Annotated in this window: 14 protein-coding genes; all 14 read right to left on the bottom strand. The window is 57.8% G+C overall.

Translation table 11 applies throughout. The features are described from left to right. Window positions 1-9 precede the first annotated feature (9 nt). Window positions 10-2,445, bottom strand: a complete 2,436-nt coding sequence (gene lon, locus ACTQ3R_RS08360) for an endopeptidase La (protein ID WP_441778679.1) — start codon at window positions 2,443-2,445, stop codon at window positions 10-12. A 90-nt stretch (window positions 2,446-2,535) separates the two neighbouring features. Then, window positions 2,536-3,858, bottom strand: coding sequence for an ATP-dependent Clp protease ATP-binding subunit ClpX (gene clpX / locus ACTQ3R_RS08355; RefSeq protein WP_441778678.1), 1,323 nt, complete (start codon window positions 3,856-3,858; stop codon window positions 2,536-2,538). 30 nt (window positions 3,859-3,888) lie between these two features. Then, window positions 3,889-4,470 carry an ATP-dependent Clp endopeptidase proteolytic subunit ClpP gene (clpP, locus tag ACTQ3R_RS08350; protein WP_441778677.1) on the bottom strand — a complete coding sequence of 194 codons (582 nt, stop codon included), beginning with the start codon at window positions 4,468-4,470 and terminating at the stop codon, window positions 3,889-3,891. Between the two features lie 283 nt (window positions 4,471-4,753). Next, window positions 4,754-6,112, bottom strand: coding sequence for a trigger factor (tig, locus tag ACTQ3R_RS08345; RefSeq protein ID WP_441778676.1), 1,359 nt, complete (start codon window positions 6,110-6,112; stop codon window positions 4,754-4,756). A 119-nt stretch (window positions 6,113-6,231) separates the two neighbouring features. Further along, entirely contained in the window at window positions 6,232-6,936 is a 705-nt protein-coding gene (locus ACTQ3R_RS08340) for a metallophosphoesterase (RefSeq protein ID WP_441778675.1), read from the bottom strand. Window positions 6,937-6,939: 3 nt separating this feature from the next. Continuing rightward, complete coding sequence (gene thrC / locus ACTQ3R_RS08335) at window positions 6,940-8,424, bottom strand: threonine synthase (RefSeq protein WP_441778674.1); 1,485 nt, start codon at window positions 8,422-8,424, stop codon at window positions 6,940-6,942. 126 nt (window positions 8,425-8,550) lie between these two features. Then, window positions 8,551-8,919: a YraN family protein gene (locus ACTQ3R_RS08330; RefSeq protein WP_441778673.1), complete on the bottom strand. Its 369-nt coding sequence runs from the start codon at window positions 8,917-8,919 to the stop codon at window positions 8,551-8,553. Beyond that, a complete protein-coding gene (locus tag ACTQ3R_RS08325) occupies window positions 8,916-9,521 on the bottom strand; it encodes a ribonuclease HII (protein WP_441778672.1) in 606 nt (201 codons plus the stop codon). The genes ACTQ3R_RS08330 and ACTQ3R_RS08325 overlap by 4 nt, the downstream gene beginning before the upstream one ends. Continuing rightward, a complete protein-coding gene (ylqF, locus tag ACTQ3R_RS08320) occupies window positions 9,521-10,408 on the bottom strand; it encodes a ribosome biogenesis GTPase YlqF (RefSeq protein ID WP_441778671.1) in 888 nt (295 codons plus the stop codon). Before ylqF ends, ACTQ3R_RS08325 begins: the two co-directional genes overlap by 1 nt. A gap of 106 nt (window positions 10,409-10,514) precedes the next feature. Beyond that, a complete protein-coding gene (rplS, locus tag ACTQ3R_RS08315; protein WP_441778670.1) occupies window positions 10,515-10,856 on the bottom strand; it encodes a 50S ribosomal protein L19 in 342 nt (113 codons plus the stop codon). A gap of 150 nt (window positions 10,857-11,006) precedes the next feature. Further along, window positions 11,007-12,674 (bottom strand): hypothetical protein, encoded by a 1,668-nt coding sequence (locus tag ACTQ3R_RS08310; RefSeq protein ID WP_441778669.1) that lies wholly within the window; start codon window positions 12,672-12,674, stop codon window positions 11,007-11,009. After that, window positions 12,664-13,461: a Nif3-like dinuclear metal center hexameric protein gene (locus tag ACTQ3R_RS08305; protein ID WP_441778668.1), complete on the bottom strand. Its 798-nt coding sequence runs from the start codon at window positions 13,459-13,461 to the stop codon at window positions 12,664-12,666. The genes ACTQ3R_RS08310 and ACTQ3R_RS08305 overlap by 11 nt, the downstream gene beginning before the upstream one ends. After that, window positions 13,449-14,156 carry a tRNA (adenine(22)-N(1))-methyltransferase gene (locus ACTQ3R_RS08300; RefSeq protein WP_441778667.1) on the bottom strand — a complete coding sequence of 236 codons (708 nt, stop codon included), beginning with the start codon at window positions 14,154-14,156 and terminating at the stop codon, window positions 13,449-13,451. Before ACTQ3R_RS08300 ends, ACTQ3R_RS08305 begins: the two co-directional genes overlap by 13 nt. After that, the gene (locus ACTQ3R_RS08295; protein WP_441778666.1) at window positions 14,140-14,745 is read right to left on the bottom strand and encodes a flavodoxin family protein; all 606 of its coding nucleotides are present in this window, start codon (window positions 14,743-14,745) and stop codon (window positions 14,140-14,142) included. Before ACTQ3R_RS08295 ends, ACTQ3R_RS08300 begins: the two co-directional genes overlap by 17 nt. Window positions 14,746-14,783 lie beyond the last annotated feature (38 nt).

Genomic DNA, 14,783 nt, shown 5'->3' with positions numbered 1-14,783 from the left:
TTCCCCTCCTTACTGCCGGGGGCGCTGGGCATCTCTGCCTTTCACGGGAGCAGCCGGGATGGAAATGGGCTCCTCCTTCCGCTCCGCCGCAGGCAGCTCCACCACCTCGGCAGGCCGGTTCAGCGCCGCGGCAAGCACCTGGTCCGCACGCTCCACCAGAATAAACTGGAGGGCTTTCCGTACGGTTTGATCGATCTCCTCCAGGTCCTTTTCATTGTCAGCGGGGATGATCACCGTCTTAATGCCGTTGCGGAAAGCAGCCATGGTCTTTTCCTTCAATCCGCCAATGGGCAGCACCCGCCCCCGGAGGGTCACCTCGCCGGTCATGGCAATGCCCCGGCGTACCGGACGCCCGGTGAGGGCAGAGACCATGGCAGTGGTGATGGCAATGCCAGCGGAAGGACCATCCTTTGGCACAGCCCCTTCCGGGAAGTGGACATGGATGTCCTTTTCCTTGTAGAAATCGGCGGGAATGCCCAGCCGGTCGGACTGGCTGCGGATGTAGCTGAGGGCGGCGTGGGCCGACTCCTTCATCACATCGCCCAGGTTGCCGGTGAGCTCCACCTTGCCCGAGCCGGGAATCACATTGACTTCTACTTCCAGAAGTTCTCCACCCACGCTGGTCCAGGCAAGGCCGTTGACCACGCCCACACGCTCCTCCAAAGCCTGGCGTTCCGGGTGGTACCGGGGGATACCCAGATACTCTTTCAGGTCTTTTTCTGTAATGCGAATAGACTTTACATCACCTGTAACCACTTTCATAGCAGCCTTCCGGCACAGGCCAGCCAGCCGCCGCTCCAACACACGCACGCCGGACTCCCGTGTGTAAGCGGAGATAATCTCCCGCAAAGCCCCATCCGACACCTTCATCTGTGCCTTGGTGAGACCGTGGCGTTTCAGCTCCTTGGGCAGCAGGTGGCGCTTGGCGATCTGCACCTTCTCCTCGTCGGTGTAGCTGCCCAGCTCAATGACCTCCATCCGGTCCAGCAGAGGCCGGGGAATGGTGTCCAGGCTGTTGGCCGTGGTAATGAACATGACCTCAGACAGGTCAAAGGGGATTTCCAGGAAGTTGTCCCGGAAGGTGGAATTTTGCTCTCCATCCAGAACCTCCAGCAGGGCGGAGGCGGGATCGCCCCGGTGGTCATGGCCCAGCTTATCAATTTCGTCCAGCAGCATTAAGGGGTTGCAGCTGCCGCACTGGTTGATGGCGGAGATGATCCGTCCAGGCATGGCACCCACATAAGTCTTCCGGTGGCCCCGGATCTCAGCCTCATCACTGACGCCGCCCAGAGACAGCCTTGCCAGCTTCCGGTTCATCGCACGGGCCATGGACATAGCAATGGAGGTCTTGCCCACACCCGGAGGGCCTACCAGGCAGATGACCTGCCCTTTCAACTCCGGAGCAAGCTGCTTGACCGCCACAAACTCCAGAATACGCTCCTTGACCTTTTCCAGGCCATAGTGGTCCTGGTCCAGGGCCTTGCGTACCGCGGCAACGCTGATCTTCTCCTTGGTCTTGACCCCCCAGGGAAGTTCCAGACACACGTCCAGATAGTTGCGAAGGACGGTCCCCTCCGAGGAGCCGTAGGACTGTTTGGCCAGGCGGCCCAGCTCTTTATTGAGCTTCTCCCGCACCGGGTCAGGGAGGTCGGCCTTGGCAATCTTCTGGCGGTACTCCTCAATTTCGTCGGTGCCTTCTCCCTCCCCCAGCTCATTCTGGATGGCCTTCAGCTGTTCCCGCAGGTAGTAATCCCGCTGGTGGTCGGCCATCTGCTCCCGTGCCTTGTTTTGAATCTCGTTGTCCAGGGCGAGGATCTCTACTTCCCGCTCCAGCAGCTTATGGAGCTTCTCCAGCCGTTTGTTGGGGCGCAGTTCCTCCAGAATTGCCTGCTTGTCACTGTTGCGCATGGGGATATTCTGGGCGATGTAGTCAGCGATATGGCCGGGGTCCTGGCTGGCCAGCACATGGATGAGCAAATCGTGAGACAGCTTCGGGGCCAGCTCAGCATACTGTTGAAACAGGTCATAGGTGGCGCGCATAAGTGCTTCCGTTTTAGCCGAGCTCCGGGCGGGCGCATCCTGGGCCTGGATTTCCTGGACTTCTGCCTCCAGGTTGGGCTCAGTACGCAGCAGCTGAATCATGCGGCCCCGGCTCTGTCCCTCTACCATCACCCGAACATTGTCCCCCGGCATGCGGAGAATCTGGCGGATGTTGGAGATGGTGCCGATCTGATAAAGATCCTCCAGCCCCGGCTGTTCCACCCCGATGTCCTTCTGGCCCACCAGGAAAATGGGGCTGCCCGCACTCATTGCGGTCTCCAGGGCTTTGATGGAGATGTCCCTGGACACTTCAAAATGGATCAATACATTGGGAAACACCGTCAGGCCCCGCAGGGCAATGACGGGCATGGTTGTGGTATGCAGCACTTCCCATTCTTTGGTCATAATCATTCACTTCCTCTCAGGGGTACATAAAACGAACAGCGCCCCCGGCTCCGCCGTTCCGGGGAGACCGCGGGCGCCTGTATGGATTGGTTAGCTGGCGCTGGACCCTGGCATTCCCAGCCCATGGTCCACCTGCACGCTGGCTTTCCCCAGCTTAGGCCGCTGGGTGCGGTTGGGGTTTCGCTCCAGCTCAGGCTCTCCTTCCCCTTTGACGCAGGGAGCCGTAATGGTCACCTTGACAATGGTGGGATCAGAGGGGACATCATACATCACGCGGGTCATAATGTCCTCCAGCACAGCCCGCAGGCCACGGGCCCCGATGCCGCGCTCCACCGCCCGGTCCGCAATGGCCTCCAGGGCTTCCTGCGTAAACTCCAGCTCCACCTGGTCATAATCCAGCAGCTTCTGATACTGCTTCACCAGAGCGTTTTTGGGCTCGGTGAGGATTTTTACCATCTGGTTCCGGTCCAGGGATTCCAGGGTAGTAACCACGGGCAGACGGCCCACCAGCTCGGGGATAATACCGAACTTCAGCAGGTCCTGGGGCTGGATCTCCTTCATCAGCTCGCCCACATTCCGCTCCTTACGGCTCTGGATCTCGGCACCAAAGCCAAGGGAGCGCTTATCCAGACGATGCTCGATGATCTTATCGATGCCGTCAAAGGCGCCGCCGCAGATAAACAGGATATTCCGGGTGTCGATCTGGATAAACTCCTGATGGGGGTGCTTCCGGCCACCCTGAGGCGGGACATTGGCCACCGTGCCCTCCAGGATCTTCAACAGGGCCTGCTGTACCCCTTCACCGGACACATCACGGGTGATGGAGGTATTCTCGCTCTTTCGGGCGATCTTATCCATCTCGTCGATATAGATGATTCCCCGCTCGGCCAGCTCGATGTCATAATCGGCAGCCTGTACCAGGCGCAGAAGGATATTCTCCACGTCATCGCCTACATAACCGGCCTCGGTGAGGGTGGTGGCGTCGGCGATGGCAAAGGGAACCTTCAGCACCCGAGCCAGGGTCTGGGCAAACAAAGTTTTGCCGCAGCCAGTGGGACCCATGAGCAGGATGTTGCTCTTCTGGAGCTCCACATCCTCTCCCCCACCAAAATAGATGCGCTTATAGTGGTTATAGACAGCCACGGACAGGGCCACTTTGGCCTTCTCCTGGCCGATGATATACTGATCCAGGACGGCGTGAATCTCCTTTGGCGTGGGCAGGGCATCGGGGATTTCCCCCACAGGGCCCATGTCGTCATCCAACAGCAGCCCCTCAGCCCCCATGGCCTCCATGCAGAGATTGACGCACTCGTCACAAATATATACGCCGGGTCCGGCGATCATCCGTTTGACCTGGTCCTGATGCTTTCCGCAGAAGGAACAGCGGATGCTTTTTTCGTCATTGCGAGCCATTGCTACACCTCGTTTTCAGGGTTTGCGCCCTCAGCGCTTCTCGATCACCTTGTCGATGAGGCCGTACTCCATGGCCTCCTGTGCGGTCATAAAGTTGTCCCGCTCACAGTCGGCGGTGACCACCTCGATGGGCTTGCCGGTATTCTCGGACAAGATGCGGTTCATCCGCTTCTTCACCACCTCCAGGCGCTTGAGGTGGATGGCCATGTCGGTGATCTGACCCTGGGTGCCGGCAGAGGGCTGGTGGATCATAATCTCCGCATTGGGCAGAGCCAGACGCTTGCCCTTGGCTCCGGCGGACAGCAGGAAGGCCCCCATAGAGGCAGCCATGCCAATGCAGATGGTAGACACGTCACACTTCACATACTGCATGGTGTCATAAATGGCCATACCAGCGGTGACAGAACCACCGGGGCTGTTAATGTAGAACTGAATGTCCTTGTCCGGGTCCTGGGCCTCCAGGTACAGCAGCTGGGCCACGATCAGAGAGGCGGTGGTGTCGTTGACCTCCTCAGACAGCATGATGATACGGTCGTTGAGCAGGCGGGAGAAAATGTCATAGGAGCGCTCGCCCCGGTTGGTCTGCTCTACTACATAAGGAACTAAACTCATCTTCGATACTCCTTTTTTCAGGCAAGATACCAAAGTATACCCCATTCCCGGAAAAACAATCCAGAAACAGAGATTTGGTATGGATCGGTTTCTGTTGTTTTAGCACTCATTACAACAGAGTGCCAACTTCTTCTATGATCATAACCGCTTCGCCGCAAAAAATCAACCCCCGATTTTCAAAAACGGAGGTTTATTGAAAATGTTTACGCTGCGTTCATATCTGCCCCATAAATATGGGGATACCCGGAGCGGCCGCTGGCCGCTCCGGGTTGTTATGACTCATTTACTCAGCCTTGGGCTCCTCAGCGGACTGCTCGGCCTCTTCCTCCGCCTTCTTGGCGGTCTTCTTGGCGGCAGCCTTCTTCTTAGCCTTGGTGGCCTTGGCGGAATCCAGAACCAGCTTGCTGGCCTTACGCATGACCAGGTCGTGCTTCAGGTCCTCAGCGGGAACGGCAGCCTTCACCTGCTCGGCAGGGATGTTGTACTGCTCGGCCAGGCGCTTGATCTCCTCCTCGTACTCCTCGTCAGAGACCTCCAGGTTCTCAGCCTTGGCCACAGCAGTGAGGGCCAGCTCCATCTGCACCTGCTTCAGGGCAGTGGGACGGGCGGAAGCGCGGATCATCTCGGCGTTGGTGCCCATCATCTTGTGATAGTCCTCCATGGAGATGCCCTGGCTCTGGAGACGCATCGCGTAGTCATCCATGAGGCGGTCGATCTGAACCTCGATCATGCCGTCGGGGATCTCACACTCCATGTTGGCCACCAGCTGCTCCAGAACCTGATTCTCAAAATCGCTCTGGGCCTGCTGGGTGCGGCGCTCGGTGAGCTTGGTCTCCAGATCCTTGCGGAAGTCGGCCAGAGTCTCAAACTCGGACACGTCCTTGGCAAACTCGTCGTCCACCTCGGGAGCCTTGGGCTCCTTGACCTCGTTGACCTTCACGTGGAAGACAACGGCCTTGCCGGCCAGGTCGGCGTGATAATCCTCAGGGAAGGTGATGTCGATGTCCTTCTCCTCTCCGGCCTTCATGCCGATGACCTGCTCCTCAAAGCCGGGGACGAACATGCCGGCGCCCAGCTTCAGCTCGTAGTTCTCACCCTTGCCGCCCTCAAAGGGGGTGCCGTTGTCAAAGCCCTCAAAGTCGATGACAGCGGTGTCACCCTTCTTGGCCTTACGCTTGACACTCACCAGACGGGTAGCCCGGTCGATGTAGGGCTGCATCTCAGCGTCGATGTCCTTCTCAGTGACCTTGATCTCCTCCTTGGGAGCGCTCAGGCCCTTGTACTCACCCAGCTTGGCCTCGGGGCGGACAGACACCAGGGCTTTAAAGGTGAAGCCCTCCTTGCCAACCTCCACGATCTCCATCTTGGGGTAACCCACATCGTCCAGGCCCTGCTCCTTCACAGCCTCGGCATAGGCGGCGGGGTACACGTCATTGATGGCCTCCTCGTAGAACACGCCGGAGCCGTACATACCTTCAATGATCTTCCGGGGAGCCTTGCCCTTGCGGAAGCCGGGGACGTTGATGCTGCCGCGGCTCTTCAGATAAGCCTTCTGCACGGCGGCCTCAAACTGATCGGCGTCGATCTGAATCGTCAGCTCAACGGTGCTTTTTTCTTTCTTCTCTACATTGGTGACCTTCATTTGTTAATTTCCTCCTGTCGGCCCAACCCACCTTTGCATAAGGTTGGGGAGAGCCTGTTTACTTTCGCCACGATATTTTATCAGATAAGCGGCGGTTTGACCAGACTATTTTTTAAATTTTAAAGAAATTTTTCCGAAAAAAGGAGCTCTACCGGCTGAAATCCCACATAGTCCGCGGCAATCAGCCGGAAATCCACCCCATCCCACACTCCGTTGACGGCAAAACGGTGGCTGGGGCCGTGAAGATGACCGTAGCAGCACAGCTTCACTCCATACCGCTTCAGCAGGTCGAGGATCTCCTGACAGCGGTATCCCTGGTAGATGGGCGGATAATGAAGAAAACAGATCTTCTCCCGTTCTCCCCCAGCCTTCAGCGAGGTTTCCAGGCGCATAAGCTCCCGGTTGAAGATTTTGGCGCTGTGTTCTCCGCGCTCCTCCTCATAAAACCACCCCCGTGTGCCGCACAGGGCAATTTCCCCATAAAAGGCGCAGTTATTATGGAGAATCTCCAGGGTAGAAAAACCATTCTCCTGAAAAAAGCGGCTCATTTTGGATGCGGTCGTCCACCAATAGTCGTGGTTGCCCTTCAGCAGCAGCTTCCGCTTTCCGGGCAGACGGTCCAAAAAGGCAAAGTCCGCCTTTGCCTCCTCCAGGCTCATGCCCCAGGACACATCACCACAGATCACCACGGTGTCCTCCGCCCCTACGTGGGAAAATCCCTCCCGCAGCTTGTCCACATAACCGGTCCAGCCTCCGCCGAACACGTCCATGGGCTTGTCGCTGCCCAGGGATAGATGCGTATCTCCAATGGCGTACAGGGCCATAGTTCACCCCAGCATGTTCCACACAGCGTCCACCATGTGCTCTTTCTCCACAGTCTCCGTAAAGCGAATCTGCTTGTCACGCAGACCAGACAGAGGCGCGGGAGCGGGCTGACCGGACTTGGCAGCAAGCTGATCCAGAGCATCCAGTCCCTGAGCGATCTCCGTCTCCCCCAGGGCCTCCAGCACGCTGTCACAGAACTTAAAGGGGCTGGCTGTGGAGGCCACGATGCACACCGTCTCGTCCCCAGTCTCCTTCCGGTACTGCTCCAAAGCAGAGAAGGCCACGGCAGTGTGGGTATCGATAAGGTAACCGTGGTTATCGTACATCTCCCGGATCACCCGCTGGGTCTCCTTATCATTGCAGAAGTACCCCTTGAAACGCTGCTGAAGCTTCTCCTTGATCCGGTCACGGACCTGGTAGCGGCCCGAAGCGGCCAGTTCCTTCATGTACCCCTTCACCTCTTCCGTGTCCTGGGTGAGGGCAAAGAGGAGCCGCTCCAGGTTGGAGGAGATCAGGATGTCCATGGAGGGGGACATGGTGTTATAGAAGTCCCGGTTACGGTCATACACGCCAGTGCGGATAAAGTCGGTGAGGACATTGTTGCTGTTGGAGGCGCAGATCAGCTGGTCGATGGGCACTCCCATCTCACGGGCGTAGTAAGCAGCCAGGATGTTGCCGAAGTTGCCGGTAGGCACGCACACGTTGACCTTCTGTCCAGGCTCGATCTTTTCGTCCCGGAGCAGGTCACAGTAGGCGGAGATGTAGTAGACGATCTGAGGCAGCACGCGGCCCCAGTTGATGGAGTTGGCCGAGGAGAAGAAATATCCCTTGTCCGCCAGCTCCTTTGCCAGCTCCTGATCAGAAAACAGGCGCTTTACGCCGGTCTGGGCATCGTCAAAGTTGCCGTACACTGCGGCGACCCCCACGTTGCTGCCCTCCTGGGTGACCATCTGGAGCTGCTGAACCTCAGACACGCCGTCCTTGGGATAGAACACCAAAATCTTGGTCCGGGGCACGTCCCGGAAGCCCTCCAAGGCTCCCTTTCCGGTGTCACCGGAGGTAGCCACCAGGATGCAGGCGGTCTTCTCCTCCTCGGTCTTTACCAGGGAGGCGGACAGCAGGTGGGGCAGCATCTGAAGGGCCATGTCCTTAAAGGCACAGGTGGGGCCATGCCACAACTCCAGACAGTGGGTGTTTCCATCCACCGTGCGCACCGGAGCCACCGCGGGGGTGTCAAACTTTTCCGGCCCATAGGCGGCATTGGCAAAGTCGGTGAGCTCCTTAACGGAGAACTCCTCCAAAAACTGCTTCATAATGTACACCGCCCGGTGCTGATAGGCCATGGACTTCATCTCCTCCAGGGCCTTGTTGGGCAGCTTGGGAATGTAAAAGGGCGTCAGCAGTCCTCCGTCCTTGGCCAGGCCCTGGACAATGGCCTGGGAGGCAGAGCACTGGAAGCCTACGTTTCTGGTACTGATATACTGCATGGCGATCCTTCCCATCTTCACTGAAGTCGTCTCGCGGCACATGGTCCGCATCGTTCTAATAATTCATTATGCCAGCTTCCCGCCCCACGGTCAAGGGATTTTGGGAAAAAGCCGGGGGAATTTGCCTCAAAAGGCGTTTTCCAGAATATTGATTTCCGGCTGCTCCGTCTGGATTCCCTGAGGGGCATAGATTTCCACCACATCAAATCTGGGCTGGAGGCTGGTCGGGTGCTGGCAAAGGTACATCTGCGCAGTCAGGCGCAGCTTCTCCTGCTTGCGCCGGTCCACAAAGGCCCCGGCGGTACCATAGGCGGCCGATTTTCTCAGCTTGACCTCCACAAAGCACAGGTAGGTTTTGTCCGCAGCAATCAGGTCGATCTCTCCAAACCGGCACCGCCACCCGGCACCGAGAATGGAATAGCCGCGCCGCCGCAGAAATTCCGCCGCCAGAGTCTCTCCCCATCGGCCCAGAAGCCTGCTCTCCTGCCCGCTCATAAGTTTTTTAAAAAGGTTCTGCGGTGGATGGGACTGGGCCCATAGGCACGCAGAAGCTCATAGTGGAGCTTGGTACCATAGCCCTTATGCTTGTCAAAGCGGTATTCCGGGTACTGGCGGGCAAGCTCCAGCATATGGTGGTCCCGGCTCACCTTGGCCAGGATGGATGCGGCGGCCACAGAAGCCGACAGGCTGTCCCCCTTTACAATGCAGCGGTGACAGGTCGTAATAGCGCTGCTCTTTCCTTTGTCCCGGTTGCCGTCAATGAGAGCAAAGTCAGCGGGAATGCTCAGGCCATCCATGGCCAGCTGCATAGCCTTCATACGGGCGCTGAGGATATCCGTGCGGTCGATCTCCTCCGCCTCCACAAAGGCCACCGACCAGGCCAGCGCCTTTTCCTTCACAAGGGGAAACAGGGCCTCCCGTTTTTTTTCGGTCAGCTTTTTCGAGTCATTGAGACCGGGGATTTCTTCTCCAAACGGCAGGATCACCGCAGCAGCGTACACCGGTCCGGCCAAAGGGCCTGCCCCCGCCTCATCACAGCCGCACACCGTCCGAAACCCGGCCTGCTGAGCTTCCCGCTCATATTGCCAGAAATCCATCAAACCGTCTCCTTCTCTTCCGGCAGCTCCAGTGTAAAGCGTCCCAGCTTTCCGGCACGGTACTCATCCAGCAGCACCCGCGCCATCCGTTCTGTGTCCAGCTCTCCCCCGGAGATCCGCATGCCGCGCTTCTGGGCACAGGCCTCCAGCAGACGATAGCCATAGGCCACGTCGTTCTCTCCCTCCTCCCGTGCAGGGACTTGGGGAAGCTTATAGGAGGTCACCAGGGTCTGGGGGTAACGCTCTCCCAAAAGGGCCATGAGATGGCAGCCCAGGGTCTCCACATCCATAATGTCGTCCTTTACCGCCCCGGTAAAGGCCAGGTTCATTCCGGTAACCTCGTCCTCGAATTTCGGCCAGAGGATTCCCGGTGTATCCAGCAGATCCAGGCTCTGGTCCACATTCACCCACTGCTTGCCGCGGGTGACGCCCGGACGGTCGCTGGCCTTGGCTGATTTCTTCTTGGCTACTTTATTGATGAAGGTGGACTTACCCACATTGGGCACCCCCACCACCATGGCGCGAACAGGCCGTCCCACCTGGCCCTTCTCCCGCCACTTCTCGATCTGCTCTTTCAGCACGCTCTGGATCACAGCGGAAAAGCGGTTTACTCCCCCGCCGCTTTTGGCGTCGGTCTCCAGCACTGCCCAGCCCTGGGCCCGGAACCAAGCTGTCCATTTCTGATTGCCTGCGGGGTCGGCCTGGTCCGCCCGGTTCAGCACCACAAGCCTGGGCTTTCCGGCACAGATGGCATCGATGTCCGGGTTACGGCTGGAAATAGGGATTCTGGCGTCGATGATCTCTACTACAATGTCCACCAGCTTCAGATCTGCCTCAATCTGCCGCCGGGTTTTTGTCATATGGCCTGGGTACCACTGGATATACATGGAACTTCTCCTTTCTATGCCCAAGGCTGTGCCGAGGCCTTTGTTCGCGGCCTCGGACGCTATATGAAAAAAGGAGCGGCAAAACCGCTCCTTTTTCGCGCTTGAATTACAGGGCCTCTTTGATCTTGGCAGCCTTGCCCACGCGGCCACGCAGGTAGTACAGCTTGGCGCGGCGGACCTTACCATGGCGCACCAGCTCGATCTTCTCCACAGCGGGAGAGTGAACAGGGAACACCTTCTCCACACCAACGCCGTAGGAAACACGACGTACGGTGAAGGTCTCCTCAATGCCGCCGTGCTTCTTGGCGATCACAGTGCCCTCGAACACCTGGATACGCTCACGGTTGCCTTCCTTGACCTTCAGGTGAACGCGCACAGTGTCGCCCACATTGGCCACGGGGGGCTCGGCCTTGGTGTACTTCTCGGTAAAAGCCTTCATCAGATCCATAATACTTTCCTCCTGTTGTATAGGCGTTCATTCCGGCCTCGTGCCTCTTCCCGCTGGAAGGTGCGCCGCAGAGGACCGCCCGTTATTCAGACTAAGGGATTATATCACAGAAAGTTGGTGAATGCAAGGATTATTTACAAAAAATTCTCCTTATTCCTCTGCCTGGAAGTATCCTCTTTGGTTTTCCTCTTCCCAAATATTTCCCACTGTCCGACCCTCCATGTCCAGCACCCGGAACTGGTGCTCTCCGGTCTGTTCCAGCTCTACAGGGAAAATCCTCTGCCCATCGTAATAATAAAGCACGTCAAAGGTCTCCGGCCGATGGGTGTCCTTGTTCCAGTGGTAATACATAGGATCGGTGGGCAGCGGGGTCACGTCCCAGGTTCCCTGATCTCCCAGGCTGGCAAGCAGCCCCTGGAAGGCCCAGCTGCTCTCTGTACAGCCATGGATATGCTCGTGGTAGTAGTAGTTTTGATCCTCAAGGTAGGTGGGCTGGATGTTGAGAATCCCAATGCGCTGGGTATAACCGTTATCGCCGGGCCGGGGAAAATCCTCCTCCAAAACCTGAACCACCGCCATTCCCACCTTCTGATCCGCCTGATAGTTGGCCCGGTAATCCCCGATCTCAGAGGCTCCCGCTATACAGAAGATCAAAGCCAGCAGGGCTGCCAATCCAGGCAGTCCCCTCTTTCGCCCAGGCAAGCACCTCCAAAGGGCGGTTACCGCAGTATCGCACACCAGGGCCAGGCCCGCAAAGGAGGTCACTGCCCCCCGGAAGGAAAACCAGGGATTTTCCAGCACCAGGAATATGGTCAGCGGGGCAAGAAACAAAAGGATTCCCGCTGTCAGCTCCAGCCAGGGTGAGAGAAATACTCTCCCCTTCTCTCTGCCCGGACCCCGTACACACAGCAGCCAGAACAGCAGACACAGCGCCGCTGTCACCGCCGCCCAAACAATGAGCTCTCCGGAACAGATCGCCTGAACCCCTCGCCAAAACCCCTTTCCCAGGGTATAAAAATTTCCGTTTAAAAAAACTGTCTTGATCTGTCGGAGTGCTTCCGGCAGCAGGCTTTCCCACCAGGCGGGATCGGTGGGCAGGAGAACCTTGGCCCGGCCTGTATACATGCTCCCCACCGTCAAAAGAGGGGTTACGGCAAAATAAAGCCCCATAGCCGGCAGGCTCCACAGGGCCAGCAGCGCCCGTTTCAGCCGCCGTTTTTGAATGACCTCCAAGATGGCAAGGCCTATCACCAGCGTTACCGCAAAAACCCCCGACTGCTCGTAAAAGCCCATGGGCATAATTTGCAGCAGTGCAAAGGCCAATGCCCAAAGCCAACTGCCTGTATCCATCCATTTGAGGAAGGCCCCCGATGCCAAAGCCGCAAAGAACAGTCCGCATACGACTCGTGTGGCAGCCGACATCCAATAGGTGCCCTCCACACCCAGTGGCAGCAGGGTAAACAGTACGAGAAACAGCGGGCTCACAGGGAAATACCGCCCCAGCTGCCGCCGGAGCATGACAGCGGAGAGCGCGTACATCAGGGAGATCATGGCCACGCCCACAATGAGGAAGGAAAACATCTTGCCCCACAGGTAAAAATCTCCCACCACAGCCAGCGGACGGGCGCCCAAAATGCCTATGCTCTCTTGCACCGCTGCCAAGGTGCTGTTGCGCACATAGTTGCACAGCTGGATATAGTCATCGATCTGGGGCCAGTACTGAACTCCCCAAGCGCAGGCACGGGCTGTCAGAAGCAAAAACAGCACCAGCACCATTCCCCAGTCCCAGATTCTCCAGCGGCGGGATTTACACTCCAAAATAGGCCTCCTGATGACGCTGAGACAGACGGACCTCAACCCCTGGGAATTTCTCCGTCAGAAATTTCACCAGACTGGGGCAAACCACATGTTCCGTGGCAAAGTGGCCTGCATCCAAGAGGTTGATTCCCAGGGCTTTGGCCTGGAGGAAGACATCATACTTCACATCCGCGGTGACAAAGGTGTCACACCCTGCTTTGACAGCATCCTCCAACATGGAGCCGCAGGAGCCGCCCCCCACCGCCACTTTAGCCACAGGCTTCCCGCCGTCTGCACACCGGACCGACGCCGCTCCCAACTGCTCTTTCACATAGGCGGCGTACTCCCCTGGGGACAGGCCCGGTTTGTGGACCAAACCCACGCGTCCGATACCGTAGGGGGTCCCGTCGTCCAGCACTCCATCCTGGTGCAATTGCCCCACTTGGTTGAGCTCCAGCGCCTGTGCCAGGCAGTCGTTGACGCCCCCCTGGGCCGCATCCAAATTGGTATGGGCACAGATGGCAGCTACACCCTTCTCAATCAGCTCCAGCAAAATCCGCCCTGTGGGATCGGCATCGGTAACAGACCGGGCAGGGTGAAAGAGAACTGGATGGTGGGATACCACCAGCTGAGCGCCCCAATCCGCAGCCTCGCAAGCTACGTCCTGGGTAATATCCAGAGCCACCAGGATTTTGGTTACCTCCCGGTTCCCCCGGCCTACCAGAAAACCCGCATTATCAAAGTCCATCTGGATTCCAAAGGGAGCCCAACAATTCAGTGCCTCATAGACTTCGTTCACCGTTGCCATTGATCCCACTCCTCTCTCATATGCAAGAGTTCAGCCCGTACCTGGGCCAGCTGTTCCCGCTTAGGGCGAACTCCTTCTCCCTGAGCCTGTTCCATACCATCCAGTGCCCGTTCTATACGGCCCAGCCACTGGTTCAGCCAAGCCCCACGAAGCGGGTGGTTGCGGTTCTTTCCTGCCCACAGCTCTCCAGGACTTTGAGGTTCCATCTTCCCTGCCCGGACCAGCATAGCGGTGTAAAGGGTATCCCCTTCCTGGCAAAGTTCCTCTGTTATAATTTGATAGCCGTTCTCTTCCAGCCATTTCCGCAGATCAGGCATAGATGACATAGGCTGAAGGATCAGGGGCACATTCTGTTCTCGTGTCCAGGGGGCGGCAGCCAAAATGGCGGCAATAGTTTCACCGCCCATACCGGCGATCGCCACACCGTCCACCTCTTCCGGCCGAATGCCCCGCAGTCCGTCACACAGCCGAAAGGCCACCTTTCCCTCCAGTCCCGCCCGGCGCACCGTGGCTCTTGCCGAAGCCAGTGGGCCCTGCCGCAGATCGGCGGCCACAGCAAAGGGGATTCTTCCCTCCAGCAGCAGGGCCGCAGGGAGATAGGCATGGTCAGTTCCCACATCGGCCAACCTGATCCCCGCAGGCACCAGATCCGCTACCATCCGCAAACGGGGAGACAGATCATGTAATCCGCTCATGATGTTTTACCTCCATGGTCGAATGGAGCACACGGGCAAAATCCCGGACCCCCTGTTGTTTTTCCTCATCCAAAAAGGGTACGCTCCGCCCCAAATCCCGGCCGCAGAACATCCCCAAATAATTCATTTTACTGTGGCGGCAGAGCCGCTTGAGGCCTTCCTCCCACAGATCGGCCCCCTTCTCCGGCGGATAGCCGCAGGTGGTCAAAGAGGCCACATATGTTCCAGCCAGCAGGGTAGGACCCTTTCGAGAACCATAGTTCTTATTCCCGGCATATATGGCCCGTTCCAGCAGAACCTTCATGGGTCCCGTGCAGTACCAGGCGTAGATGGGCGTAGCCAAGAGGAGAAGGTCCGCGTCCGCCATTGCCTGAAATAGTTCTGCAAAATCATCCTGCTGGATACAGCCCAAACCGTCCATACAGTCCTGACAGGTCATGCAGCCTAAACAGGGATCGATACGGTACTCATAGAGTGAAATGACCTTGCTCTTTTCTCCAAACTGTTTCCATTGGCGGAGAAATTCTTCCACCAGGGCGGCGGTATTCCCCCGTTTTCTGGGGCTGCCCAACAGTATGCACAGCTTCATACCATCCCTCCTGTGCTAATTGCTTCCGCAACAGAAAA

It is taken from the genome of Lawsonibacter sp. LCP25S3_E2 (genome assembly GCF_052117285.1).
In the GTDB taxonomy this organism is placed as follows: Bacteria; Bacillota; Clostridia; order Oscillospirales; family Oscillospiraceae; genus Lawsonibacter.
The sequence above is the reverse complement of the archived record's forward strand: the minus strand, read 5'-3'. Positions and strand labels throughout refer to the sequence as shown.